This is a genomic window from Vibrio casei (assembly GCF_002218025.2).
Taxonomy (GTDB): domain Bacteria; phylum Pseudomonadota; class Gammaproteobacteria; order Enterobacterales; family Vibrionaceae; genus Vibrio; species Vibrio casei.
Genome location: NZ_AP018681.1, coordinates 834,408 through 860,743, shown reverse-complemented (window position 1 = coordinate 860,743; position 26,336 = coordinate 834,408). Strand labels below are relative to the sequence as shown.

The window sequence follows — 26,336 nt, the reverse complement described above, 5'->3', positions numbered from 1 at the left end:
TCAGTCTCGGCCAGGGCTTCCTTCCTATACTTCCTTGATTTATTTTTATTTCTTCGTTTTTTGATTAAAAATAATGTTTTCGTCATGGATATCAACTACTGTACCTCTTAATGGGTAGTTTTATGACTGTGATGTCACTTATTAGAATGAAAAACGCTGCATATTAATCATTAATTTTTAATAGATCATTTGTTGTTGTTACATTTCAGAACCTATCCTTAAGTAGTAATTGCCAATAAATAAAAATTAGCTTGTGGGCACATAAGGAAAATAACCATGAAAAAAAGATATATTGCCATCATCGTTTTAATCGGTGTGGTAATTGGGTGGATTACGTTTGGGGGCTCCCAGGCGGTACTTCACGCCACTTCAACCACTGAATTTTGTGTCTCTTGCCATACTATGGAAAAACCCCTTCATGAGTATCAAGGTTCAGTCCACTTCAGTAATAGCAAAGGTGTAAGAGCCGAATGTGCCGATTGTCATATTCCAACCCACAACACGGTTGACTACCTTTGGACCAAAATTCGTGCATCGAAAGATATCTATCACGAATTTGTCACCGGTAAAATTGATACGGAAGAAAAATACGAAGAGCACCGTTTAGAAATGGCGCAAACCGTTTGGGATCAATTAAAAGCCAATGACTCTGCGACTTGTCGTTCATGTCACAGTTTCAATGCCATGGAGTTATACGAGCAACCTAAAGGTGCACGTGAGATGCATATCTCTGCGCAAAAGGATGGCCAAACGTGTATTGATTGTCACAAAGGCGTGGCACATATGGCGCCACAAATGAAACTGGATACTTCAGCTTTCGACCATTTATACGATTTAGCGAAATCGACTCCAGATAATGCTAAGCATGTATACCCACTTGATTTTATCAAAATGGGTGAGTTGGCAACGATCAACCCTACGGTTGAATTAGATGTTGTGAAAACCGATGGTGATAAGAGAACAGTAACGGTTTCTGGTTACCAAATGAAAGGTGCTGAATCTGTTATCTATCTAGGTAATGGCAAGCGCTCAATTCTTGCTTCATTAACAGAAAATGGTCAAAAAGCCTTGAAACTAGGCGAACCATCTACCGATGAATACGGCAATGAATGGCGTACAGCTAGCTTAACCGGTGACATCACAGCTCCTGTGGTTGATTCTAATAAATCACTTTGGGAATACGGTGAGAAGCTAGATGCCACGTATTGTTCTACTTGTCATGCGAAGATCCCACCAAATCACTTTACTGTGAATGCTTGGGGCCCTGTTGCGAAAAGCATGGGTAGTCGTACGGATATCTCAGATTTAAATCTTGAGATTCTCACTAAGTTTTTACAGAACAACGCGAAAGACGTTGTTAAAGAACAAGAATAAGGAGTGGACATGACTGGTATTTCACGCCGTAGATTTTTAAAAGGCTCAGGTGCTACAGCTGGTGCGTTGGCGATTGCATCAATTCAACCTATGCCTGTGTTTGCGTCAGAACCAAAAATTGGTCGTACTGACGGTAAAGTTTTGACCGCAGGACGCATGGGGATTTTACTTGCAGAAGTGAAAGATGGAAAATTAGTTAACACAACTAATGCTCTTCCTCAGACTGTAGAAAACCATTTACAACAAACGGGTCCATCACAAGTTCATACAAGAGCTCGTATTAAGTATCCGATGGTGCGTAAAGGCTATTTAGCGAATCCATCAAACCCGCAAGGTGTTCGTGGTAAAGATGACTATGTCCGTGTTTCTTGGGAAGAAGCATACAAACTAGTGAATGAACAACATTCTCGCATCCGTAAAACCTACGGCGCAGAAGGTATTTATGCGGGTTCATATGGCTGGCACTCAAGTGGTGCACTGCATGATGCTCGTACTTTGCTACAGCGTTATATGGGACTTGCTGGTGGTTATGTTGGCTCTCTAGGTGACTACTCGACTGGTGCTGCGCAAGTTATCATGCCGTATGTTGTGGGTTCTATTGAAGTTTATGAGCAACAAACGACTTATCCTGTCGTTATGGAGCATTCTGATGTGGTTGTTCTTTGGGGGATGAACCCAATCAACACACTTGAGATTGCTTGGACAGCAGCGGATGGTCAAGGCCTTGAGTTTTTCCATCAGTTGAAAAAATCAGGTAAGACGGTCATTGCAATTGATCCGATTCGTTCAGAAACGATTGAGTTTTTTGGTGATAATGCGCAGTGGATTGCTCCGCATCCAATGACCGATGTGGCATTAGCTATGGGTATTGCACATACCTTAGTGAAAAACGGTAAGCATGATGCTGAGTTTATCGAAAAATACACTCACGGCTTTGATAAATTCAATGATTACTTGTTGGGTAAAACAGATGGCGTAGTAAAAGATTCTGCATGGGCAGAAAAAATTACTGGCGTTCCAGCAAAACAAATCGAAGTGTTAGCGGAAGTATTCTCTAAAAATCGCACCATGTTAATGGCCGGTTGGGGTATGCAACGTCAACAATTTGGTGAGCAACGCCACTGGATGATCGTGACTCTAGCTGCAATGCTTGGACAAATTGGTTTGCCAGGTGGTGGTTTCGGCTTCTCTTACCACTATTCAAACGGCGGTAACCCTGCCCGTGATGCAGGTATCCTACCTTCTATTTCATCAAGCATTAATGCTGGTGCAACAACGGGTGGTGACACTAGCTCTTGGTTGAATAATGGCGAGGGCGTTGTTAATGCTTTGCCTGTTGCTCGTATTACTGAAGCGTTAGAAAATCCAGGTATGCAGTATCAACACAACGGTCATACACTAACTTATCCTGACATCAAGATGGTTTGGTGGTGTGGTGGTGGTAACTTTACTCATCATCAAGATACCAACCGTTTAGCGCGAGCATGGCAAAAACTTGAGCTTTCTGTTGTCTCTGAAATTTACTGGACAGCCGCTGCTAAGCATGCGGATATTGTATTACCGATTAACAGTAGCTTTGAACGTAATGACTTGACGATGGTTGGCGATTACAGCAGTCAATTCTTATCACCGATGAAAAAAGCGGTAGAGTCTCAATATGAGTCTAAGAGTGATTTTGACGTCTTTGGTGATTTATCAGAGCACCTATTTAAAGGTGGTCGTGATGTTTACACCGAAGGTCGTGATGAGATGGAATGGCTGAATCATTTCTATCAAATTGCACAAAAAGGGGGGCGTAACTCTCGTGTGGCTATGCCTAATTTCACTTATTTCTGGAAAGAAAACCAGTACATTGAAATGAAGTGGAATGAAAAGAACGCTAAATTTGTACGTTACGCTGACTTTAGAGAAGATCCAACAATGAACCCTCTTGGTACGCCAAGTGGTAAAATTGAGATCTATTCAAAAACACTCGCGAGCTATAATTTGCCAGATTGTCCCGCTCACCCAACATGGTTAGAACCAACGGAATACACAGGTTCTGCTAAAGATGGTGAGTTGCAATTAATGACCGCGCACTCTGCTTATCGCTTACACAGTCAGTTTAACTATGCTGATGTTCGTAAAAAGTATGCGATTGCAGGCAAAGAACCAGTCATGATTCACAAAGATGATGCGGCAAAACGTGGCATTAAAACGGGTGATGTGGTTCGTGTGTTTAACCAACGTGGCCAAGTATTAGCTGGCGCTGATGTGACTGATCGCATCAAGCAAGGTTCAGTGTGTATCCACGAAGGTGCATGGCCAGATTTTGATCCTGAAACCGGTATTTGCCGCAACGGTGGGCCAAACGTATTAACTTTGGATATTCCTACCTCTCGTTTAGCCAATGGCTGTGCGGCAAACTCAGCACTGGTTAAAGTCGAAAAATGGATAGGTGATACGCTTGAAACTCAAGCTTTTGAGCCACCTAAAGGTGCATAAACGTTATTAGGCTTTTTGTTTAATTGGTTTATTTAATTGCTACTTAATCAAAGTCACATTTTGAATTCAAAATGTGGCTTTTTTATTCGGGCAATTATTTAGGTGAGTTATTTCGATATGAAAGGTTAATGACAATTCAAATTATTTTCTTAAAAAAATCAAATAAAATGTTTCCATATGGCAACAATTGAGCAGATAATGTGATTTAAAACACATTTTTGAGCTCCCTTTGTAATGACTCAACCTATTCAAGCTGAAATGACCTCACGTCGCATTCAATACCTTCGGGTTTTTGCTATGGGGATCAGTGCCTTTATTTTTAACACGACCGAATTTGTTCCAGTTGGAATTTTATCGGATATTGCGCAAAGCTTTTCCATTTCGACGGCTCAAGCTGGTTGGATGATCACCATCTATGCATGGGTTGTGGCTGGTTTGTCGCTGCCTTTAATGTTACTTACTGGGCGTATAGAACGTAAGACCTTATTACTTGGTGTTTTCACTGTGTTTGTGGTGAGCCATGTGCTTTCGGTGATTGCATGGAGCTATACAGTTTTGATGATCAGCAGGATAGGTATCGCGTTGGCGCACGCTATTTTCTGGTCAATAACCGCCTCTATTGCAATTCGAGTTGCCCCTGCAGGTAAAAAAACACTAGCGTTGAGCGTGCTAGCCACGGGAACCTCTCTGGCAATGGTACTAGGTGTACCGCTTGGTCGATTAATTGACCAATGGTTTGGTTGGCGTGTGACCTTTGCTGTTATTGGGATGACGGCATTAGCGTTGATGGTGATTTTATGGCGTATCTTGCCAACTTTACCAAGCTTATCAAATGGTTCCTTGAAAAAATTACCACGCTTATTGAAAAATCCCATACTAATTGGCGCTTATGCGTTTACGTTCTTGATGTTTACTGCACATTATACAGCCTACAGCTACATCGAACCTTTCTTACGTGATGTTGGTTCTTCGACGGCGTATTTCACAACCTTTATTTTGTTGTTATTTGGTGGTGCTGGCATTATTGGTAGCATGATGTTCAGTTATTGGGGTGAAACAAAGAATACGCATTTATTGCTATTAGGTACAGGAAGTATGTTGTTCAGCTTGCTGTTGTTATTGACTGTGATTCATAGCCCAATGTTATTGTCCATAGTCATGGTGGTGTGGGGCGTGGCGTTAATGCTGGTGGTGCTGACCATGCAAGTCAAAGTTTTTAATATCGATAATGATGCCTTTGAAGTTATTATGTCGATGTTCTCGGGCATTATTAACTTGGGTATAGGCGCTGGTGCGTTAATTGGTAGCCAAGTTATTCTTGCTTGGTCTTTACCGAACGTTGGTTATGCTGCTTCATTAGTGGCTGTTTTTGGCTTGGCGCTGATTGTGGCTTTACTGTATCGTTATCCGACATTGCGAAAATAAATCCCAGTGACTTTAAAGCCACATAAGCGTATCGATAAACGTTTACGTGGCTTTTTACGACATTAAATTTTTATTATTGCGGGGGATTATTTTTTAATACTTTCGCTGGCACGCCCCCGCATACTGTGTTGGCGGGTAAATCGTTATTCACAAGACTTCCCGCTGCCACAATACAATTGCTCCCGATGGTGACGCCTGGACAAATGGTTGCATTTGCACCTATCCATACGTCATTTCCAATATTAATAGGCAAAGCGTATTCTAACCACGTAGCCCGAATTGTCGGATCATGTGGATGGTTCACTGTTGCAATGACCACTCCGGGCGCAATAAGGCAGTTATCACCAATATTGATTTGGTTTCCATCTAAAATAGTACAACCATGATTAATGTATAAATTCTTGCCAGCTTTAATGTTATAGCCATAGTCACAGTTGAAAGGCGATTCGATATAACCACCACTCTCACTTTGCATTATTTCTTGAATAATGGCTCTACGTAATTCTATTTTAGTAGGGCAAGTTTGATTAAGTTGGAAGCACAGTTTTTTGGTACGATTCCGCTCATCAGAAAGTTGTGAATCGCTAGGATTAAATAGCTCACCCGATAGCATTTTTTGTTTTTCACTTTTTATTGGCATTTTGCGATTCTCTTTTGATATATATATGGGTATAGACTCTTTTTAAACGGCAGCTTATCGAAATATGTATTAATTTGTTAGTGTGAAAAGTGGGATGGTATCTCAATATTTTGAATTACCTTGCGGCACATAAAATAAGCACAATGTTCTTACTAAGGCGACGTATGGTAAGCAACAATTAAGAATGTATTGATAATGAAATAAATACCATCGGGTGCGTTAAAGAGTAGAATATCCTATATTTTAATGAGTTACTGTATCCTCCTACAAGGAATGTTTATTTATGAAATCCATTGATGAAGCCTCACGTATATTTGTGAATAATATGGTTGAGTCGGCCGTACGTATTGGTTTGATTTTTATTTTGGTATGGGGGACCTATCATATCGTTCAACCATTTATTTTGCCGGTACTTTGGGGAGCGATTATCGCGGTTGCGCTAAATCCTGTTGTGAATCGATTGAGTGATCGCATTAAAGGGAATCGTTCTGTTGCATCGTCTATTGTGACATTACTCAGTATTTTCATTCTTGTGATACCTTTTGCGATGATTTCAACGTCTATCTATGACGGTTTGATGTTTCTTACGAATATGGCAACATCAGGAGAGCTTAAAAACTGGTCTCCCAATGAAGCAATAAAAGACTTACCCTTAGTCGGAGAGCGTATATTTGATGGTTTAACTTACCTATCACTCCATATCAAAGAGTTGGTTATTCAATTTCTTCCTCAAATTAAAGGGGTTTTAACCCAATTATTATCAACCTTTGGTAGCGGGCTAGGAAGCTTAATCATGTTTCTATTATCTCTTGTGATTGCGGGGATTTTCATGGCAGCAAGTGATCCTATTTCGAAAGTGGTGATTCAGGTTTTTGAACGAAGTGCTGGAGATCATGGCACTCAATGGGCAGGAATGTTGTCGAGTATTATACGCAGTGTTCTCGTTGGCGTAATTGGCGTTGCGTTTATTCAAAGCGCGATTATTAGTGCAGCTTTATTTACCTTTCATATTCCAGCCGCAGGGTTAATTAGCTTAGTTATTTTGGTGCTGTGTATTGCTCAGTTGCCCGCGATTTTGCCGCTAATTCCACTTTTTGCTTATATGTACTTCACGGCAGATACCACCTCATTTATTATTTTTGTTATATGGGGATTGCTTGCTGGTTTGTCTGACAATGTGCTGAAACCTCTTCTAATGGGGAGAGGTTCGATGGTACCTATGCCAGTGGTTGTGATTGGCTCGTTAGGGGGGATGATGTTTGCTGGCATTATTGGGCTTTTCTTAGGAGCGGTAGTATTAGCATTGTGGTGGGGTGTTTTCACTATCTGGCTAGGAGAGAGTAAAAAAACGGCTTGAGTTATTGCTTTTTTTTTTAAGTATCTTGGTTTTTCTGAAATGAAAGATGAAACAATAAAGGTGGTTTATGCGAGTATTAATAGTTGATGATACCCATAGCGTGGTGGAGACGATCATGGACTATCTTGAGCTAGAAGGTATTGTAGCTGATTGCGCGTATAATGGTGAAAGTGCAATAAAGCTTATCCATGACAATCATTATGATGTCATTGTCATGGATATCATGATGCCTAAAATGGATGGAATTACCGCCGTAAAAACTTTACGTGATGAATTGCACTGTAACAGGCCCATTCTTTTTTTAACTGCAAAAGATACCTTGGACGATAAAATTCAAGCCTTTCATTCTGGTGGTGATGATTTTCTAAATAAACCATTCGCTATGCAAGAATTGTGTTTGCGTTTACACGCTTTACATAAACGAGGACCTAGAATTGATGTCGGTCAGTTAACGTTTGCTGATCTTTCTATGAACTTACAAACCAATGAGGTGATAAGGGCTAACCACGTCATTAAATTGAGTAAAATTCAACGTATCATTTTTAAGTTGTTATTGAAAAATGCACCTGCCATTGTAAGTAAAGAGGCCGTTATTTTAGAAGTGTGGGGAGAAGATAGCCCATCTAGTGATTCATTGAGAAGCCATATCTACGGGCTAAGAAGTGCATTAGATAAAGGGTTTGAAACATCACGTTTAGAAACGTTACATAGTCAAGGGTATCGTTTAAAAGATGACTAAAATACCCAGTTTATCGGTCAGAATTCGTTTAACTTTTATTGTTTTAACCAGCTTAATGTTTGCCTTGTTTTGGGGGCTGATTTACTTTGCGCAAGATAGGTTAGAAGTTATTAGCTTAGAACATAGGTTGACGACTGAAACTCATGAATATATGAAGAGTTATCGTCAATATGGCTTCAAAGCAGCATTACCCGATCCACAAGAGTTAGATACTTATTGGTCTGAAGAAGAGACACCTGATTGGTTGAAAAGCTATACTTCAGCGGGTTTTTTTGAAGAGCAGCTAGGCGAAGAAGATAAACACTTTTTAGTTACTCCCCATCCTTCAGGGATAGGTTGGCTTTATGTTGTGTATCAAGATAATGCTGATGATTATCTTGATCATTATGAAGATAACCTACATTTAGTGACTTTCTTAGTTGGGGCGATATTTTTGATTGCAGTGATGGCCTATGGCTTATACTTCGTGCGATTACTTTCCACACCTTTGATTCAGATTGAAAAAAAGATTGGCGCTATGTCGCCAGAACATCCTAATTTTGATGTTGATACCTTTTATAAAGAGACTCGCAGTATTGAACAAGCTTTACTCGACAGTAAAGCGAAAATTTCTGAATACTTTCAACGGGAGCAAGAGTTTAGCCGGTTTTCTTCCCATGAGTTGCGAACGCCAATTATGGTTATAAAAGGCTCGACCGATTTACTTAAAAAGATCCCAGAACAATCTAAAGCTGCCCAAAGAGCAATTGTTCGGCTAGAGGATGCCGCTAACCAAATGCAAACCTTGACCGAAGCCTTTTTGCTGTTAGGAAAAGAAAGTATTGAACCACATCATATTGGTCAATCTCAATTATCTGAACGAGTTCAGTGGGTATTGGAAAGTATGGCTCAGCACTTTGATAAACAAGATGCCAGTTATACCCTTAAAATAGAGGGTGAGTTCCTAGTGATTGCACCACAAAGTTTTATTGATATTGTAGTGAGTAATTTAGTAAAAAATGCGTTTAGTTACAGTATTGGTGATATTACTCTTCAGCTCGATAATGAAAAGCTCACAATTAAAAATCAGCATGATGGCCATAATATACACAACTCTGGTTATGGCTGTGGGCTGGTTATCGTTCAGCGAATCTGTGAGCGAATGGGTTGGACATTAACAACTGATTCCGATGGCGCTTTTTTTTCTGCGACGGTGAATTTCTTATCAAACCATGTATTAAAGAATAAATAGAGTTAAAATTTTCACAAAATCTTCACGCTGATTCAAATAATCTAATGTCGTACCAATAACCAAACATATTTTTCAGATTAGATAACTAAAGGTGAATTTATGAAACATACAATTAAAATTTTAACGCTTGCTACGGCTCTATCTTTTTCTGGTATCGCGATGTCAGAAGTTATTTCACCGGCTAACACAACACAACAACCATCGGCTCAGGGTGGCTTTGAAGGCCCTTATACAGGGAAAAAATTGATTGAAACTGTTGAGATGGCGAAAGAAGCAAGTGATGATCAAAAAGTGGTTTTAACTGGTCATTTAAAAAGTTCATCAGGGCATGAAAAATATATTTTTTCTGATAGTACAGGAGAAATCACCGTTGAAATAGACAACGATAAATGGCAAGGCAGAACCATAACCACGGAAGATAACATTATCCTGCGTGGTGAAGTGGATAAAGATTGGAATAGCCTTGTTATTGATGTAGATAGCCTTGAAGTTAAATAAGGTGTTTAGTGTCATTAAGTAGTGAAATAACACTAAACAGTACGGTGTCATAAAACTAAGTTAAATAAAATTCAATGAATGTCTGTTATGACAGTTACAGCCTGATTCCTATGAGTCAGGCTGTTTTATTCCAGCTAAGTTCGGTAATAAAATTTCACGTCTTCTTCACTCATTGAACGGCATAATCGGTTTACCAGTGTGAATAATATACATGGGATCTTTATTTTCAAATGGGACTCAACATGAAAAAAATTTTATTACTATGTTTAGTAGGGGTATTTTCGGCGTCTACATTTGCCGATAATCATTTAGGACATTCAACCGCCCAGCAGATTAGCCCAACTAATACTGAGAATGCTAGGGGAGGTTTTCAGGGGCCAAGTAAATCTAAGCGTATTATGAGAGATGTGATCAGTGCATTAAATGCTAGTGATGATACCAAAATTCAACTAACGGGCCGTTTAACGATGTCTGTTGGTGATGAAGAATATATATTCGAAGATCCGACAGGGGATATCACTGTTGAGATTGATGATGATATCTGGCTTGGCAGAACAATAACGCCAGAAACGAATATTGTGATTAGAGGTGAGGTTGAAAAAGACTGGAACAATATATCAATTGATGTTGATAGTTTAGACGTGCTCAAATAAAGATGAGTGATTTCAATAAATGTCCTAATTTTTAAGTCAGGACATTTTTATAATTTGGTTCTTAAAGCTTCAAACACGGATCTTCCACAGGAAAGCTGTGAATTAAGCGCGCGAGCGAATGATGTTAGAAAAAACGACATGTAAATCGCTAGAGGTTGCATCATCACTTAAATTTAAATTCGCACGAATATGCATCAAGTGATGTTCCATTAAATGAAGCGCTTTCTCTCTATCGCCAGACTCAATCGCATTCAGTAAATTAGTGTGTTCATCTTGAGAACAATTGCTGTTATTACTGCCTTCATATTGAGCAATCAATAGTGAGGTTTGCGACACTAAACTGCGTAAAAAATGAAGCAAGGGACCATTTTTTGCCATTTTTGCCATTTCGATATGAAACTCACCCGATAAACGAATACCACGACCGACATCACCATTCGCGATGGCTTCATCTTCACTTGTCACTAAATTGCGTAATATTTGCATTTGTTGAGGATTACAATTGTCGGTTGCGAGCTCAGTTACTGCAAGTTCTGCAATTTCACGTGCTTTTAAAATTTGAGTTGCTTCTTCAATCGTTGGAGCTGAAACTGTCGCACCACGGTTTGGCTTTATGTCGACCACTTGCTCAAGTGATAAACGTAGTAATGCACGGCGAATAATAGTACGGCTGACACCAAAGATCTCACTTAATGACTCTTCATTAAGTTTAGTGCTTGGAGGCAAGCGTTGCTCCAAAATGGCATCAAAAATGTGGCAATACACCACGTCATCTTGAGTTTGGTTATTTGCTTTCGCTTGTATCTTCGTGTTCGATAACTTAGTTAATTTGGTCATGGCCTAATCTACTGAAAGTGAGGTGGGCGTGTTTACTTGAAAACAAGTTACTTTAAAACGAATCATTTGAAAACGAGTCATTTGAAAATAATGCATAAAACGCCCTTAGATTGTACATTATAGACCTTAGTTTATCTAAGTCTCAGATGAATACAACTTTGCATGCAAAATGCCTTCTAGTGCACACTTTTCATCTAAATCAGATAAATCTCCACTGATCCCAACTGCACCAAGAACCTGTTTCGTTTCATTTTGGATGAGTACACCACCAGGTACGGGCAACATATTGCCATGGGCAAGTACACTAATAGCGGAAATAAATGCAGGTCTTACATCGGCATCTTGTGCCAGTTTTCTTGATGAACATCCTAACGCTAATGCTCCCCAGGCTTTGGCAATGGCAATATCTGGTCGCATCATGCTAGACCCATCTTGCCGTTGCAGGGAAATCAGTTTGCCACCACTGTCTAATACCGCCACAGTGAGTGGAGCACTCTTTAAACTAAGTGCGGAATTAAACGCACCGTGTGTAATGCTTAATGCTTGTTGTAGTGTCAAACTCATGGTCAAGATCCTCATTAATAATATCAATCATGGATTATTGAATCTTTTGATTGATATGAAGTTTACAAAGACTCTCTGTCTTAATACTTAGGCTCGATTAAAACAGAGAGCGATTGCAAACTATTGGTTATTAACAAAGAAGCGGATAGCTCGGTAGAGTCAAGAACTCTGCAAAATCGTCTTGGGTCGATAAGGTATCGAACATCTTGGCCGTTTCTTCAAATCGTCCTTGAGCATAGCGTTGCTCGCCAACTTCTTGCTTAATAGTATTTAGTTCTTCAGCCAATAGAGTTCGGAAATACGCCTCCGTTACCACTTGGCCGTCATCCAGTTGTACACCATGTTTGATCCACTGCCAGATGCTTGCGCGTGAAATCTCTGCGGTCGCAGCATCTTCCATCAAACCATAAATTGGTACACAACCTACGCCACTAATCCAAGATTCAATGTAATAAAGAGCAATACGAATATTTTTACGTAGCCCTTCTTCATTACGTGGCCCTTGGCATGGCTCTAATAGTTGCTGTGCGGTGATCTCACCAACATAGCTGCTATCAAAATCAACTTGGTTTACATTACCGCCGAGTTTTTTATTGAAAATGTCCATTGCGACATTAACCAATTTAGGGTGGGCAACCCATGTACCATCGTGCCCATTATTTGATTCACGATTTTTATCTTCTTCAACTTTGGTTAACACTTGTTGCATAACATCTGGATCAGAATTCGGAATAAAGGCCGACATTCCTCCCATCGCTAAAGCGCCGCGTGCATGGCAAGTTTTTACTAATAACTGGCTGTATGCGTTTAAGAAGGGTTTATCCATTCCTACACTATGGCGATCCGGTAAAATACGATCTTTATGATTTTTCAGTGTTTTGATATAGCTAAAAATGTAATCCCAGCGTCCACAGTTCATCGCCACAATATGATCGCGCATGGCATAAAGAATCTCTTCCATTTGGAATACAGCTGGAAGCGTTTCAACTAAGACGGTCGCACGGATGCTTCCAATTTTTACATCGAAATATTCTTCAGTGAAACGGAATACATCGTCCCACCATTGGGCTTCTTCCATACTTTCCAGTTTTGGAATGTAGAAGTACACACCTTCGCCTTTTGCTGCGCGAGTTTGGTAGTTATGGAAGAAATACAATGCAAAATCCATCAAACAACCTGCAATGGGTTGCCCTTGGTATTGAATATGTTTTTCTGGCAAATGTAAGCCACGAGGTCGAGCCAATAATTGTGCTGGGCTGGCGACTAAATCGTACTGTTTTCCTTTTTTCTCATCAAAATAGCTGATGACACCAGCATTCGCATCTTTCAGGTTTACTTGACCATCTATCATGTTTTCCCAGGTCGGTGATGATGCATCTTCAAAGCAACACATGAAGACTTTTGCCCCAGAATTTAACGCATTGATCACCATTTTACGGTCAACAGGGCCGGTGATTTCAACTCGACGATCTTGCAGTATTGTTGGAATTGGTGCGACTTTCCAACTTTTATCATCACGTATTGCTTGAGTGTCGGCGCGAAAATTTGGTAACTCTCCAGCATCAAATTTAGCTTGACGTTGGTGGCGTAAATCTAACGCTTGTTGCAACGGTTCACTGAATTTAGTCACTAACGCATTGAGAAAATCTAAAGCGTCTTGAGAAATAATTTGTTTTTGCTGTTCGGTTTTTAATTCGCCGACCACGTTAAGAGCATGCATATCAGTATTGGTTTGCATGTCTGTTTTACGGTCCTCAGTGCTGTGCATAATCGTCTCCTTTATGAACATGTACGAGCATTAAATATCATTGATAAGTAAAGATATTTGGGAACCTTTACTTAACTTTTTTACGGTGATTTATAATTATTTATACAAAATTGTGTACATTAATGTTTTAAACTTTCTCTAGGTATATCCCTGTTTTAACAAAAAATCAAAATTTATTTAACGTTTTGTGTTGTTGTTCAATAATGAAAGATCTGGTCAGATGAGATGTAACTTGTTTGTTTGTAGCGCTTTATCGCTATATTTTAAAGAAAATCACATTTATTTTTCTTTTTTATTTGCTCTATTTCAATTTCAATGCCTAGAATAGGTTATGTATTTTTCATTGTATACAATATCAAAAGGGATTGGATTATGGCTAAGATGAAAGCTATTGAAGCAGCAGTTGAAGTATTGAGAAAAGAAGGTGTGGATATTGCGTTTGGTGTGCCGGGTGCAGCAATCAACCCGTTTTACGCTGCTATGAAGAAAGTGGGTGGAATCGATCATGTTTTAGCTCGCCATGTGGAAGGAGCGTCGCATATGGCAGAAGGTTATACTCGTACTAACGATAACAATATCGGTGTGTGCGTCGGGACTTCTGGCCCAGCAGGAACGGATATGATCACAGGTTTATATTCAGCTTCGGCAGACTCCATTCCAATTTTATGCATTACCGGTCAAGCCCCTCGTGCCCGTTTGCATAAGGAAGATTTCCAAGCGGTAGATATTGAATCGATAGCCAAGCCAGTCACTAAATGGGCAACGACTGTGTTAGAGCCAGCTTTGGTACCTCGAGCCTTTCAACAAGCGTTTCATATCATGCGCTCTGGCCGACCAGGCCCTGTATTAATTGATTTACCGATTGATGTTCAGTTAGCTGAAATTGAATTTGATATTGATACATATGAACCATTACAACCTTATCAACCAACGGCAACACGAGCACAAGTTGAAAAAGCATTGACGATGTTGACGGAATCAGAAAAGCCATTAATCGTTTCCGGTGGTGGTGTTATTAATGCTGGAGCAAGTGCTGAGTTGCAAGAATTAGCTGAGCTTCTTAACGTGCCTGTGATTCCAACATTAATGGGTTGGGGAACTATTCCAGATGATCATGAATTAATGGCGGGCATGGTCGGACTTCAAACGTCTCATCGTTATGGTAACGCCACCATGCTGGCCTCTGATTTCGTGCTAGGAATTGGTAACCGTTGGGCAAATCGTCATACCGGTTCGGTGGATGTGTATACCCAAGGGCGTAAGTTTGTGCATGTAGATATTGAGCCGACTCAAATCGGTCGCGTTTTCTGCCCAGACTTAGGCATAGTGTCTGATGCAAAATCTGCATTGACGTTGTTTCTTGATGTTGCAAAAGAAATGAAAGCTTCAGGTAAGTTGAAAAACACCAGCGACTGGGTAAGTGAATGTATTGAGCGTAAAGCCAGTATGTTGCGCAAAACACATTACGAAGAAGTACCAATGAAACCGATGCGTGTTTATGAAGAAATGAACAAAGCGTTTGGGGAAGATACGTGTTACGTCAGTACGATTGGTTTGTCGCAAATTGCGGCGGCTCAATTCTTACATGTGTATAAACCACGTCATTGGATCAATTGTGGCCAAGCTGGCCCATTAGGTTGGACAATTCCTGCTGCGCTTGGTGTTCGCGCAGCTGATCCTAAACGCCCAATTGTTGCGATTTCTGGCGATTATGATTTCCAATTTATGATCGAAGAACTCGCGGTTGGTGCGCAATTTAAGCTGCCTTATATTCATGTGGTGGTCAACAACTCTTACCTTGGTTTAATTCGTCAAGCTCAGCGTCAATTTGATATTGATTACTGTGTTCAATTGGCCTTTGACAACCAAAATGCACCAGAAATGGAAGGCTATGGGGTGGATCATGTTGCCGTGGTTGAAGGTTTAGGTTGCAAGGCCATTCGAGTACGCAACCCTGAAGATGCGCCCGCAGCTTTTGCTCAGGCGAAAGAGTTAATGGCAAAGCATCAAGTACCCGTTGTGGTTGAGTTCATTTTAGAACGAGTGACTAACATATCTATGGGCGTTGAGATCGATGGTGTTAACGAATTTGAAAGTTTAGCGCTTGATCCAAATGACGCACCAACGGCGATTACATTTAATCAATAAATTTTGATGAGAATACCCAGTATTCAAATATTGGGTATACAAGATAACAAAGGAGGGTGTTATGCCTAAGTTTGCAGCAAATCTATCCATGCTGTTTAACGAAGTGGATTTTCTACAACGTTTTGAGCAAGCCGCCAATGCTGGATTTCAAGGCGTAGAATATCTCTTCCCTTATGATTTTGAAGCCGAGACCATTAGAGATGTACTCGATTCGAATCAGCTTCAGCAGGTGTTATTTAATTTACCTGCGGGGGATTGGCTCTCGGGTGACCGCGGTATTGCGGTTGACCCTAAACGAGTTGAAGAATTTCAACAAGGTGTGGCTAAGGCCATCCATTATGCGAAAGCCTTGAACTGTGATCAAGTAAATTGTCTGGCGGGTATCGTGCCGGATGGCGTTAGCCAACAACAAGCAGAAGATACTTTTGTTTCTAATCTTCGTTTTGCGGCGCAAGCGCTACAAGAAAATGGCATTCGCTTAATAGTTGAAGCTATTAACACTCGCGATATTCCGGGATTCTTTTTAACCAATACCAAGCAAGCTTTAGACATTATTGAAAAGGTTGGGAGTGATAATCTGAACTTTCAATACGATATCTACCACATGCAAATAATGGAAGGAGACCTTGCCCCAACGCTTTCCGAACATATTGGACAAATTCAACATGTTCAATTGGCCGATAATCCTGGTCGTCATGAACCGGGTACTGGTGAGATTAACTATCAATTTTTATTTAAACATTTAGATTCTATTGGATATGACGGTTGGATTGGTTGTGAATATAAGCCAAAAACAACGACTCATGAAGGACTCGGCTGGCTAAGTCAATTAGCGTAACCATTTATATTATTTATACATAACCGGAGTCATTGAAGCACGGCTCAATTTCGTCGGTTATAAAGATTAAGGAAGATATTATGACAACTCCAACAATTGCATTTATTGGCACTGGCATTATGGGTAAACCAATGGCGGTTAACCTACAAAAAGCGGGCTATGATATTGTGGTTTCTGACCACTTTGTTGCACCACCGCAAGAACTAGTTGATGGCGGTGCCACGATTGTTCATAGCGGTAAAGAAGCGGCGCAAGTCGCCGATATTATTATTACCATGGTGCCAAATACACCGGATGTGGCGGATGCTTTATTTGGTGATAATGGTATTGCTCAAGGTTTATCTGCGGGAAAATTAGTTATTGATATGAGTTCGATTGCTCCTATTGAAACTCAAGAGTTTGCCAAACAAATTAAAGAAGCGGGCGCACAATATTTAGACGCTCCTGTATCCGGCGGTGAAGTTGGCGCAATCAATGCCACGCTTACTATTATGGTTGGCGGTGATGAATCGGCGTTTGAACAAGCGAAACCATTATTTGAAGTGATGGGGAAAAACATTACCTTAGTTGGCGATAACGGCGCAGGGCAAATCTGTAAAGTGGCGAACCAAATCATTGTAGCGCTGAACATTGAAGCGGTTGCTGAAGCGTTGGTCTTTGCATCAAAAGCAGGCGCAGATCCTGCACGTGTCCGTGAAGCATTAATGGGGGGATTCGCCAATTCTAAAGTACTAGAAGTTCATGGTGAACGTATGGTGAAAGGAACATTTGATCCAGGTTTTAGAATCTCACTTCACCAAAAAGATTTAAATCTAGCGCTAAGTGGTGCAGAGCAACTGGGCATTACTTTGCCAAATACCGCCAGCACACAAAACTTATTTGGTGATTGCGCGGACATGGATGGTTCAAATTGGGATCACTCTGCATTGGTTAAAGCTATTGAGAAACTAGCCAATCATAATATCCGTGGTGAATAACGGCTTGGCACCTTATTTTATGCGCTCCTATATTATGGATATGGTGCATTAAATAGAATAACCCTTTTTAGATGTAGCCAAGTATTTGTACTGGACTCGTCGCTTTGGTTTTTATTTGGGAATGGATCAAAGTGATTGCAGATACTTGGTTTTTAACGCACTTTTTTGTCTCCTTTAAGTGCGCCCCGAGTGACTTGAATTTCAATCTTAGTATTGTGTACCGACGATTGATGAATGATTTAAGTTACTTGGGATTTTTTGTTTATTCAGTTACAGATAATATAAAAAATAGATGAATTTATTATTAGCTATGTTAAAACACTTACTACCTGCCATTTGTAAGGAGAGTAAACGTGGCCAAAGTGAGAGAACGCAATCAAAACGCCATTATAGAGGCTGCTAGCCAACACTTTGCCAAATATGGTTATGCCGCCACTAAAGTTGCGGACATTGCTAAAGAAGCGAATATCCCCAAACCCAATATTTACTATTATTACACCTCGAAAGATAACCTTTACCGAGCGGTATTAGAAAGTGTGACCCTTCCTTTATTACAATCTTCAAAACCCATTCAAGATCTTGATGACCCAGTTGAAGCACTCAGTGAATATATTAAAACTAAACTGATTATTTCACGTGATCACGCATACGCTTCCAAAGTGTTTGCCAATGAAGTGATGTCGGGTGGGCAGTCATTACCTAAAGATATTGAAGATGAATTACAACTACAATCTGAAATGATTCTTGCCAAATTTCAATCTTGGATTAAGCAGGGAAGAATGAACGCTGTCTCTCCTCATCATCTTATGTTTACTATCTGGGCAGCAACCCAAACTTATGCGGACTTTGGTTGGCAGATTTGTCGAGTCATGAATAAAAAGAAACTGACAAGGCAAGACTATGCGGAAGCTTCAGAATTTTTAACGAGCATGATTTTGCAAGGTTGCGGTGTTAAGTAAATGCCTTTTTCGGTTACTTGGCTATATGATCTGTTGTCTTGGTTTCTTTGACTGTGCGATATGTTTGAATGATTGCAATAATTAAGAACTAATCACTATTAATTGTGTTTTATTTAGGTTTTATGCTGATAATTATTCTTAATTGATGGTTTTTTGAATTGAATGCAGAATATTCTGTTAGAATTTGCGCCTTTAAAAATGACAAAAATGAACATTTAAAGGACCAATGTTGTGAATATGAAATTATTCGGTAGTTCTTTGATCCTATCTGGAACCGCTTTAGGGGCGGGAATGCTAGCGATTCCTATGGTATTAGCTCAATTTGGGTTTGTACTTAGCCTTGTGCTTATGCTGATTATCTTTATCGGCACCACGTATGCCACCTTGTTACTCACTGAAGCATGCACCAAAACGAAAACGAGCTCTGGCTTAAGCAGTGTTGCGCTTGCAACATTAGGCGTAAAGGGTAAATACGCGATGAATCTGTTTTTCTATATGCTGCTCCTTTGTATGATGGTGGCTTATAGTTTAGGTATTGGTGATTTATTACATAAGTTATTTCTAAGCTTTGGTATCAATGTTGCGAATCCCATCTGTTACTCCATTTTTAGTTTATTGATGGGTGTGATTGTTATCTCTGGTAAAAGCTACATTGATAAATTAAACCGAGTGTTGTTTATCTTGATGGTCGTAATGTTATGTGTCGTGATTGCATCGCTATTTAGCAAAATTAACCTTGGTTATTTAACACAAACGGCTAATTTTACGTTGTTTGATTTAGTGAAATACAGCACAGTGATCTTTACCAGTTTCACTTCTATGGTGGTCATACCTTCTTTAGTTGAATACAACAAAGACGCAACGCCAAAACAACTGCGTAATATGGTGTTATTGGGCTCGGCTATTCCATTATTGTGTTATTTAACGTGGTTATTTGCCATTGTTGGTAATTTAGGAACGGATCAAATTAGCCAGTTTAACCATATTTCAGAATTGATTGCCGCGTTTAGTGGGCATTCTTTATTGTTAAAAGGGGTGATTTCGGTGTTTTCTGCATTGGCATTGGTGACCTCTTTCCTTGGTGTGTCTATGGCCTTGTATGATCAAAATCGTGATGCTATTTCAGAACATAAAGGCTTATGTTTTGGTCTTACTTTCGTTGTGCCTTTATTATTAGCCAGTATATTTTCCAATCAATTTGTGAGCATGTTGGATTATGCCGGTATGATTTTGGTGTTCTTGGCGATTTGGGGACCCTTAGCGATGGCTGTTCAAGTCAGAAAACCTCAACATCTTTTACCTGAATCAAGTTTAATTTATACCGTTTCAGGCGGTAATATTGGTTTAATAATGACATTCTTTTTCGGTGTTTTTATTTTCGTGTCGTGGTTTGTTCAGTAAATAAAGCTATATATTTGACTTCATGTGGGTATAAACCCGCCCTAATATTTGCCGGCTTATGTCGGCATTTTTGTTTTTATTACTCACCTTTCTGTATTTTTTCTAATTTACTACTAAAACTTTAATTTTAAAGAATAGCCAAATCATATTGTTATAAAATTGTTTAAAAAATGTGATCATAAAAACTTGACCATTGAGTCAGGAAATCCAATACTTAGTTCAAAGGAAGAAAGCCTATAAAGGCCAAAAATGAGCACAGGAGAAGCAACTTGATTACGTTCTTACTCAATCAAACATTAAAGCGTGAAAGTAATATTTCACCGAATATGACGGTATTGAATTATTTACGCACAGAGCAACAAAAAACCGGAACAAAAGAAGGATGTGGTTCTGGGGATTGTGGCGCGTGTACCGTGGTTCTTGGCGAAATTGTGGATGGAAAGCTGCAGTATCGCAGTGTGAATTCGTGTTTGACTTTTGTATCGTCGTTACACGGTAAACAATTGATCACGGTTGAAGATTTAAAGAATAAGCAATCTCTTCATCCTGTTCAGCAAGCCTTGGTTGATTTTCATGGTTCGCAATGTGGCTATTGTACACCTGGCTTTATTATGTCGATGTTTGCCTTGAGTAAGAATAAGCCAAATGCTGATAAAGAAGATGTACTAGAATCTTTAGCGGGTAATTTGTGTCGTTGTACGGGATATCGTCCAATTATTGATGCGGCAATGTCATTAAGTTCTGATAAACCTCTTCTGGATCAATTTGCAGATCTTGAGCAACAAACCATCGCCAAGCTTGAAAAGATCGAATCAAAAACAGCACCGTTAGTGCTTGAGCATTTAACTAGCTTTTCACCAACGACGACGGATGAGTTAGCTGAACTTTATGAGCGTCATCCAAAAGCCAAATTAGTGGCGGGGGGAACGGATCTTGCTTTAGAAGTCACGCAGTTTCATCGTGAAATTGAAACGCTGATTAATGTAACTAGTGTATCCGACATGAAAATCCTCCATGAAACCGAGCAAGATATTGTGATTGGCGCGAATCTACCGATCACGGATTGTTACGCTTCACTTACAAAATATTACCCAGATTTTGGTCACTTGTTGCACCGTTTTGCATCGCTACAAGTGCGTAACCAAGGCACTATTGGGGGTAATGTTGCCAATGCGTCTCCTATTGGTGACACGCCCCCTCTTCTTATTGCATTGAATGCCCGGCTGAAATTACGTAAAGGGCAGAAAAGCCGTGAGATCCCGATAGATGAATACTTCATTAATTATAAAGTGACGGTTCAGCAAGAATCGGAATTCATAGAACAAATCATTATTCCAAAACCGAACAATGCACAGCAATTTTTCAGTGCATATAAATTATCGAAGCGTATTGATGATGATATTTCAGCGGTTTGTGGAGCGTTTAATATTACTATTGAAAATGATGTGGTGATAGATGCTCGGGTGGCATTTGGTGGTATGGCAGCCATTCCAAAACGTGCTGAATTATGTGAAAAAGCGTTGATTGGAAAGGAGTGGAATAAAGCCAATATAGAAACGGCAATGGTAGAGCTTGCACAAGACTTCGATCCACTATCGGATTTTCGTGCTAGTAAAGAGTACCGTAATAAAACCGCTTGCAACATGTTACTTCGCTTTTTCTTAGAACAGCAAACTCAAGCGATAGCCCAAAAAAACACACAGCAATTTGCGCAAAATAAAATTGAAACGAGGGTCACGTCTTATGTCTAATCATACTCCAAAATTAAGCTATGACGAGCTGCTCGAACAATATAAAAAAGATCTAAAAACGGGCGTAGGAAAATCGGTTAAACACGACAGCGCAGATAAGCAAGTAACTGGTGAAGCGGTTTATGTTGATGATCGTCTTGAGTTTCCTAATCAACTTCATGTCTATTGCCGTTTAAGTACCGAAGCACATGCGAAGATTGTGAGCATTGATACAGCTCCGTGCTATGACTTTGATGGCGTTGACATTGTTATCACCAGTAAAGATGTCCCGGGTGAATTGGATATTGGCGCGGTGTTTCCTGGTGATCCATTACTTGCCGATGGTGTTGTTGAATATTATGGTCAGCCCATTATTGCGGTCGCGGCTAAAGATATGGAAACCGCCCGCAAAGCCGCACTTGCTGCCAATATAGAGTTGGAACCTCTACCGGCTATTTTGGATGTAAAAGAAGCGTTAGAGAAAAAGCACTTTGTGCATCAAAGCCACGTTCAGCAACGTGGTGATGTGCAAACCGCGCTTGATGGTGCTAAACACGTATTGGAAGGCGATCTTCATATTGGTGGACAAGAGCACTTTTACCTTGAAACTCAAGCCAGTAGTGTGGTGCCAGCAGAAGATGGCGGGGTGATTGTTTATACCTCAACCCAAAACCCGACAGAAATTCAAAAAGTCGTCGCGGAAGTATTAGGCGTAGCCATGCATAAGGTGGTGGTCGATATGCGCCGTATGGGGGGCGGTTTTGGGGGGAAAGAAACTCAAGCCAACGCACCTGCTTGTATTGCTGCGGTGATAGCTACTCTGACCAACAAACCAACTAAAATTCGTTTATGGCGTAACGATGACATGACCATGACGGGTAAACGCCACCCATTTTATAATCAATATAAAGTAGGTTTTGATGATGAAGGTCGGATTCATGGTGCTGATCTCACTGTGTCGGGTAACTGTGGTTATTCCATTGATCTATCGCATTCTATCGTCGATCGCGCAATGTTCCATTCTGATAATGCCTACTATTTAGGGGATTCAAAAGTCACGGGGCATCGTTGTAAAACTAATACCGCTTCTAATACCGCTTATCGTGGTTTTGGTGGCCCACAAGGCATGATGACAATTGAACATGTGATGGATGAAATTGCGCACTATCTTGGTAAAGACCCACTTGAGATCCGTAAAGCTAACTATTATGGCGAAGAAGGTCGCAACGTGACTCATTATTACCAAACGGTTGAAGATAACTGTATTCTTGAAATCACGGAAGAGCTAGAAAAAACCAGTGAATATCAAAAACGTCGTAAAGAGATAGCGTCCTTTAATGCAACAAGCCCAGTATTGAAAAAAGGCATCGCCTTAACGCCTGTTAAGTTTGGTATTTCCTTTACGGCGACTTTCTTGAACCAAGCGGGCGCATTGATTCATATCTATACTGATGGAAGTATCCACCTTAACCATGGTGGCACGGAAATGGGACAGGGTTTGAATACTAAAGTGGCACAAATTGTGGCGCAGGAGTTTAGTGTTGATATTGACCAAATCCAAATCACGGCAACCAATACCGATAAAGTGCCAAATACTTCGCCAACGGCGGCATCTTCAGGGACGGACTTGAATGGTAAAGCGGCGCAAAATGCAGCCTTAACTATTAAAGCTCGTTTAATAGAATTTGCTTCGCATCATTACAAAGTGACCCCAGAAGAGGTGACCTTTAATAATGGCGTGGTAGAAGTACGTGATCAGTTGATCCCATTTGCTGAGTTTGTACAGCAAGCTTATTTCAACCAAGTATCGCTATCGAGCACGGGTTTCTATCGTACACCTAAAATTCATTATGATCATGAAAATGCACGTGGTCGTCCGTTCTATTACTTTGCTTATGGTGCATCTTGTTCTGAAGTGATAGTCGATACCTTAACCGGTGAATACAAAATATTACGTACCGATATTTTGCACGATGTGGGTGCTTCTCTAAACCCTGCGATCGATATTGGTCAAATTGAAGGTGGATTCATTCAAGGGGTAGGATGGTTAACGACAGAAGAATTGATATGGAATGAAAAAGGACGGTTGATGACTAATGGACCGGCAAGCTACAAGATCCCAGCCATTGCCGATATGCCCATTGATTTTAGAACCAATATTGTCCAAAACCGCAGTAACCCAGAAGACACCGTATTTAATTCAAAAGCGGTAGGTGAGCCACCCTTTATGCTTGGCATGTCGGTATGGAGTGCATTGAAAGATGCGGTGCATGCAGTGGCATTAGAAAATGCAAAAGAGGGTGAGCACGTAACTGTTCACCTTGATACACCAGCTACACCAGAACGAGTGCTATGGGCAATGGAAGTGGCTAGAGAGGGAAAAAGTAGTGCGCTTGAAAAGACAGTCGAGCATTCTGAGTCGCAAAGTTAAAGTTAAGTAAGAAGGTACTTATAATGACTAAACATGAAAATAAGCATGCTAATCCGATAAGCCAAGTGTCTTGGATTCAGCAGCTTGCCTTGCTTGAGCAACAAGGTGAAGAATGTATTTTAGTCACAGTATTGGAACATAAAGGTTCGGTACCACGTGATGCGGGCACCAAAATGATAGTGACTCGTCATGAACTGTACGCCACCATTGGTGGTGGGCATTTAGAACATCTTGCTACCAAGATGGCGCGAGAAATGTTGATGAGTTTAGGTCATGGTGAAAATAAAACCCATGTCGAACGGTTTAATCTTGGTGCGCGTCTGGGGCAATGTTGCGGTGGCATGGCAACGTTAAGTTTTGAGCCTATTGGGTTTAATCAGCATCATTTAGTGTTGTTAGGGGCTGGGCATGTCGCGAAAGCGTTGGTGAATATTGTTCAAACCTTACCGTTTAAAATTACGTGGATAGATGAACGCGAAGCGGAGTTTCCTGAATATCTCCCCTCAAATGTGCGCAAATTGATCAGTGATGATCCCGTTGGGGAGCTGAAGCACATGCCGAGAAATAGTTACTATTTAGTTATGACACACAATCATCAACTCGACTTTGATTTAGCGCGTGAAATTCTTATCCAAGACACGTTTTGTTATTTTGGCATGATAGGTTCACAAACTAAGCGTAAAAAATTCGACTTACGTTTGGCTCATCGAGGTTTTCAACTAGAGACGATTGAAAAAATGCAGTGTCCAATTGGTATTGCAATGATAAAGGGTAAACACCCGGCGGAGATTGCTGTGTCGGTTGCTGGCGAGTTGATTGCGCATTATCAAGGTGAAATTCTCGAGCAAAAAAGACCAATGAAGAACCATGAGTTAGCTGGATAAATACAAGCACTCGTATAATGAATAGATGAACAAGGAAGCTATATGTCACAGCAAAAAACCGCGTATCGTAGTGCTATCATTCAAATTATAGCTGATCCAAAAGAGGTCGGTATTGAAGAGGCTTATCGATATTTTGAAGATGGTTTATTGGTGGTTGAAAACGGTTATATTGTGGATGTGGGTGACTATATTGAAACGCTTGCCAAGCATAATGGCGATATGGCAATGGTGAATTATCAAGACAAAATCATCACCGCAGGCTTTATTGATACTCATATACACTATCCGCAAACCGGTATGATTGCTTCTTATGGTGAACAATTACTCGACTGGTTAGAAAATTATACCTTTCCAGAAGAAGAGCGTTTTAAAGATCCTGAATATGCGAAGAAAGTAGCCAAAATTTTCTTAAACGAATTGGCTAGCAACGGTACGACAACCGCATTGGTGTTTGGTACGGTACACAAGCAATCGGTGGATATGTTCTTCCAGGAAGCTCAGCGTCGCAATCTGCGTATGATTTGCGGTAAAGTCTTAATGGACAGAAATGCCCCGGATTACTTAACTGACACACCAGAATGCGGTTATAACGATTCTAAAGAACTGATTGAAAAATGGCATAATAACGGCCGTTTATCTTATGCAGTGACTCCACGTTTTGCACCCACCAGCACACCTGAACAGTTGGCCATGGTGGGTCAGTTATTACAAGAATATCCAAGTGTGTACATGCATACTCATTTATCTGAAAACAAACAAGAAATTGAATGGGTCAAATCGTTATTTCCTGATAGGGAAGGCTATCTCGATGTATACGATCATTATGGACTTTTGCATCAACGTTCGGTATTTGCGCACGGTGTCCACCTTTCTGATTGCGAATGTCAACGTTTATCCGATACGGGTTCAGCTATTGCTTTTTGTCCCACCTCTAATTTGTTTTTAGGTTCGGGCCTGTTTGACCTTACTCGTATCGAAAACTTTGGTATTCGAGTCGGTATGGGGACTGATGTTGGTGCTGGTACGAGTTTTTCATTGATGCAAACCATGAGTGAAGCCTACAAGATCATGCAACTTCAACAACAAAAATTGCACCCGATCAAATCCTTGTATCAAGCCACATTAGGTGGTGCGAAAGCATTATATTTGGATAATAAAATTGGCAGTTTGGAAGTGGGTAAAGAAGCGGATTTTGTGGTGTTGGAGCCTAATGCCACAACGTTAATGAAGTTCCGTATGCAGCAAACGAAAACTTTGGAAGAAAAGTTGTTTGTGCTAATGAGTTTGGGTGATGACCGAACGGTCCATGCCACTTATGTGTATGGTGATTTAGCCTATAAAAATGAGTGATTAGGCCGAGAATATTTAGAGCCTAGGATAAAACCACCTCGGATAATG

At 40.4% G+C, this 26,336-nt stretch carries 21 protein-coding genes; 17 read left to right on the top strand and 4 right to left on the bottom strand.

What is annotated here, in order from left to right; all coding sequences use genetic code 11:
• The first annotated feature begins 270 nt into the window (after positions 1-270).
• The 3 genes from VCASEI_RS16880 to VCASEI_RS16870 all read left to right on the top strand — a co-directional run bounded on the left by VCASEI_RS16880 (position 271) and on the right by VCASEI_RS16870 (position 5,283).
• On the top strand, positions 271-1,374 hold the full coding sequence (locus tag VCASEI_RS16880; RefSeq protein WP_174208767.1) for a NapC/NirT family cytochrome c: 1,104 nt from the start codon (positions 271-273) through the stop codon (positions 1,372-1,374).
• Positions 1,375-1,383: 9 nt separating this feature from the next.
• Positions 1,384-3,858 carry a molybdopterin guanine dinucleotide-containing S/N-oxide reductase gene (locus VCASEI_RS16875; RefSeq protein ID WP_086958871.1) on the top strand — a complete coding sequence of 825 codons (2,475 nt, stop codon included), beginning with the start codon at positions 1,384-1,386 and terminating at the stop codon, positions 3,856-3,858.
• Positions 3,859-4,092: 234 nt separating this feature from the next.
• Positions 4,093-5,283 (top strand): sugar transporter, encoded by a 1,191-nt coding sequence (locus VCASEI_RS16870; RefSeq protein ID WP_086958869.1) that lies wholly within the window; start codon positions 4,093-4,095, stop codon positions 5,281-5,283.
• 73 nt (positions 5,284-5,356) lie between these two features.
• Here the strand turns inward: VCASEI_RS16870 and VCASEI_RS16865 are convergent, their stop codons facing one another.
• Positions 5,357-5,923 (bottom strand): sugar O-acetyltransferase, encoded by a 567-nt coding sequence (locus VCASEI_RS16865; protein ID WP_086958867.1) that lies wholly within the window; start codon positions 5,921-5,923, stop codon positions 5,357-5,359.
• Between the two features lie 283 nt (positions 5,924-6,206).
• Between VCASEI_RS16865 and VCASEI_RS16860 the strand changes: the two genes are divergently transcribed.
• From VCASEI_RS16860 to VCASEI_RS16840, 5 genes are all read left to right on the top strand, one after another.
• On the top strand, positions 6,207-7,280 hold the full coding sequence (locus VCASEI_RS16860) for an AI-2E family transporter (RefSeq protein ID WP_086958865.1): 1,074 nt from the start codon (positions 6,207-6,209) through the stop codon (positions 7,278-7,280).
• A 67-nt stretch (positions 7,281-7,347) separates the two neighbouring features.
• Entirely contained in the window at positions 7,348-8,019 is a 672-nt protein-coding gene (locus VCASEI_RS16855) for a response regulator transcription factor (protein ID WP_086958863.1), read from the top strand.
• Entirely contained in the window at positions 8,012-9,250 is a 1,239-nt protein-coding gene (locus tag VCASEI_RS16850; RefSeq protein ID WP_086958861.1) for a sensor histidine kinase, read from the top strand. The genes VCASEI_RS16855 and VCASEI_RS16850 overlap by 8 nt, the downstream gene beginning before the upstream one ends.
• Positions 9,251-9,349: 99 nt before the next feature.
• The gene (locus tag VCASEI_RS16845; protein ID WP_086958859.1) at positions 9,350-9,748 is read left to right on the top strand and encodes a YgiW/YdeI family stress tolerance OB fold protein; all 399 of its coding nucleotides are present in this window, start codon (positions 9,350-9,352) and stop codon (positions 9,746-9,748) included.
• Between the two features lie 242 nt (positions 9,749-9,990).
• A complete protein-coding gene (locus VCASEI_RS16840) occupies positions 9,991-10,401 on the top strand; it encodes a YgiW/YdeI family stress tolerance OB fold protein (RefSeq protein ID WP_226983304.1) in 411 nt (136 codons plus the stop codon).
• 102 nt (positions 10,402-10,503) lie between these two features.
• Here VCASEI_RS16840 and VCASEI_RS16835 read toward each other — a convergent pair whose 3' ends face one another.
• The 3 genes from VCASEI_RS16835 to aceB form a co-directional block, all read right to left on the bottom strand.
• On the bottom strand, positions 10,504-11,238 hold the full coding sequence (locus VCASEI_RS16835) for a GntR family transcriptional regulator (RefSeq protein WP_086958855.1): 735 nt from the start codon (positions 11,236-11,238) through the stop codon (positions 10,504-10,506).
• Positions 11,239-11,373: 135 nt separating this feature from the next.
• A complete protein-coding gene (locus tag VCASEI_RS16830; protein WP_089111164.1) occupies positions 11,374-11,802 on the bottom strand; it encodes a GlcG/HbpS family heme-binding protein in 429 nt (142 codons plus the stop codon).
• Between the two features lie 130 nt (positions 11,803-11,932).
• Complete coding sequence (gene aceB, locus VCASEI_RS16825) at positions 11,933-13,522, bottom strand: malate synthase A (RefSeq protein ID WP_394347161.1); 1,590 nt, start codon at positions 13,520-13,522, stop codon at positions 11,933-11,935.
• Between the two features lie 420 nt (positions 13,523-13,942).
• On the opposite strand from aceB, the gene gcl reads away from it, so the two are divergent.
• From gcl to guaD, 9 genes are all read left to right on the top strand, one after another.
• Positions 13,943-15,718, top strand: a complete 1,776-nt coding sequence (gene gcl, locus VCASEI_RS16820; protein ID WP_086958849.1) for a glyoxylate carboligase — start codon at positions 13,943-13,945, stop codon at positions 15,716-15,718.
• A gap of 61 nt (positions 15,719-15,779) precedes the next feature.
• Complete coding sequence (hyi, locus tag VCASEI_RS16815) at positions 15,780-16,556, top strand: hydroxypyruvate isomerase (protein WP_089111162.1); 777 nt, start codon at positions 15,780-15,782, stop codon at positions 16,554-16,556.
• 80 nt (positions 16,557-16,636) lie between these two features.
• Positions 16,637-17,533 (top strand): 2-hydroxy-3-oxopropionate reductase, encoded by an 897-nt coding sequence (locus VCASEI_RS16810; RefSeq protein WP_086958845.1) that lies wholly within the window; start codon positions 16,637-16,639, stop codon positions 17,531-17,533.
• 353 nt (positions 17,534-17,886) lie between these two features.
• On the top strand, positions 17,887-18,492 hold the full coding sequence (locus VCASEI_RS16805) for a TetR/AcrR family transcriptional regulator (protein ID WP_089111161.1): 606 nt from the start codon (positions 17,887-17,889) through the stop codon (positions 18,490-18,492).
• A 237-nt stretch (positions 18,493-18,729) separates the two neighbouring features.
• On the top strand, positions 18,730-19,893 hold the full coding sequence (locus VCASEI_RS16800; RefSeq protein WP_089111187.1) for an aromatic amino acid transport family protein: 1,164 nt from the start codon (positions 18,730-18,732) through the stop codon (positions 19,891-19,893).
• A 269-nt stretch (positions 19,894-20,162) separates the two neighbouring features.
• Positions 20,163-21,644 carry a xanthine dehydrogenase small subunit gene (gene xdhA / locus VCASEI_RS16795; protein WP_089111160.1) on the top strand — a complete coding sequence of 494 codons (1,482 nt, stop codon included), beginning with the start codon at positions 20,163-20,165 and terminating at the stop codon, positions 21,642-21,644.
• The gene (gene xdhB / locus VCASEI_RS16790) at positions 21,637-24,054 is read left to right on the top strand and encodes a xanthine dehydrogenase molybdopterin binding subunit (RefSeq protein ID WP_089111159.1); all 2,418 of its coding nucleotides are present in this window, start codon (positions 21,637-21,639) and stop codon (positions 24,052-24,054) included. Before xdhA ends, xdhB begins: the two co-directional genes overlap by 8 nt.
• Before the next feature lie 23 nt (positions 24,055-24,077).
• Entirely contained in the window at positions 24,078-24,938 is an 861-nt protein-coding gene (gene xdhC, locus VCASEI_RS16785) for a xanthine dehydrogenase accessory protein XdhC (RefSeq protein WP_226983305.1), read from the top strand.
• A 42-nt stretch (positions 24,939-24,980) separates the two neighbouring features.
• A complete protein-coding gene (gene guaD, locus VCASEI_RS16780; RefSeq protein ID WP_089111158.1) occupies positions 24,981-26,288 on the top strand; it encodes a guanine deaminase in 1,308 nt (435 codons plus the stop codon).
• Positions 26,289-26,336: the final 48 nt, after the last annotated feature.

Coding starts and splice junctions, on each gene's coding strand:
- VCASEI_RS16875 (WP_086958871.1), top strand. CDS start 1,384: ATGACTGGTATTTCACGCCGTAGATTTTTAAAAGGCTCAGGTGCTACA.
- VCASEI_RS16870 (WP_086958869.1), top strand. CDS start 4,093: ATGACTCAACCTATTCAAGCTGAAATGACCTCACGTCGCATTCAATAC.
- VCASEI_RS16865 (WP_086958867.1), bottom strand. CDS start 5,923: ATGCCAATAAAAAGTGAAAAACAAAAAATGCTATCGGGTGAGCTATTT.
- VCASEI_RS16860 (WP_086958865.1), top strand. CDS start 6,207: ATGAAATCCATTGATGAAGCCTCACGTATATTTGTGAATAATATGGTT.
- VCASEI_RS16855 (WP_086958863.1), top strand. CDS start 7,348: ATGCGAGTATTAATAGTTGATGATACCCATAGCGTGGTGGAGACGATC.
- VCASEI_RS16850 (WP_086958861.1), top strand. CDS start 8,012: ATGACTAAAATACCCAGTTTATCGGTCAGAATTCGTTTAACTTTTATT.
- VCASEI_RS16845 (WP_086958859.1), top strand. CDS start 9,350: ATGAAACATACAATTAAAATTTTAACGCTTGCTACGGCTCTATCTTTT.
- VCASEI_RS16840 (WP_226983304.1), top strand. CDS start 9,991: ATGAAAAAAATTTTATTACTATGTTTAGTAGGGGTATTTTCGGCGTCT.
- VCASEI_RS16835 (WP_086958855.1), bottom strand. CDS start 11,238: ATGACCAAATTAACTAAGTTATCGAACACGAAGATACAAGCGAAAGCA.
- VCASEI_RS16830 (WP_089111164.1), bottom strand. CDS start 11,802: ATGAGTTTGACACTACAACAAGCATTAAGCATTACACACGGTGCGTTT.
- aceB (WP_394347161.1), bottom strand. CDS start 13,522: ATGCATGCTCTTAACGTGGTCGGCGAATTAAAAACCGAACAGCAAAAA.
- gcl (WP_086958849.1), top strand. CDS start 13,943: ATGGCTAAGATGAAAGCTATTGAAGCAGCAGTTGAAGTATTGAGAAAA.
- hyi (WP_089111162.1), top strand. CDS start 15,780: ATGCCTAAGTTTGCAGCAAATCTATCCATGCTGTTTAACGAAGTGGAT.
- VCASEI_RS16810 (WP_086958845.1), top strand. CDS start 16,637: ATGACAACTCCAACAATTGCATTTATTGGCACTGGCATTATGGGTAAA.
- VCASEI_RS16800 (WP_089111187.1), top strand. CDS start 18,730: ATGAAATTATTCGGTAGTTCTTTGATCCTATCTGGAACCGCTTTAGGG.
- xdhB (WP_089111159.1), top strand. CDS start 21,637: ATGTCTAATCATACTCCAAAATTAAGCTATGACGAGCTGCTCGAACAA.
- xdhC (WP_226983305.1), top strand. CDS start 24,078: ATGACTAAACATGAAAATAAGCATGCTAATCCGATAAGCCAAGTGTCT.
- guaD (WP_089111158.1), top strand. CDS start 24,981: ATGTCACAGCAAAAAACCGCGTATCGTAGTGCTATCATTCAAATTATA.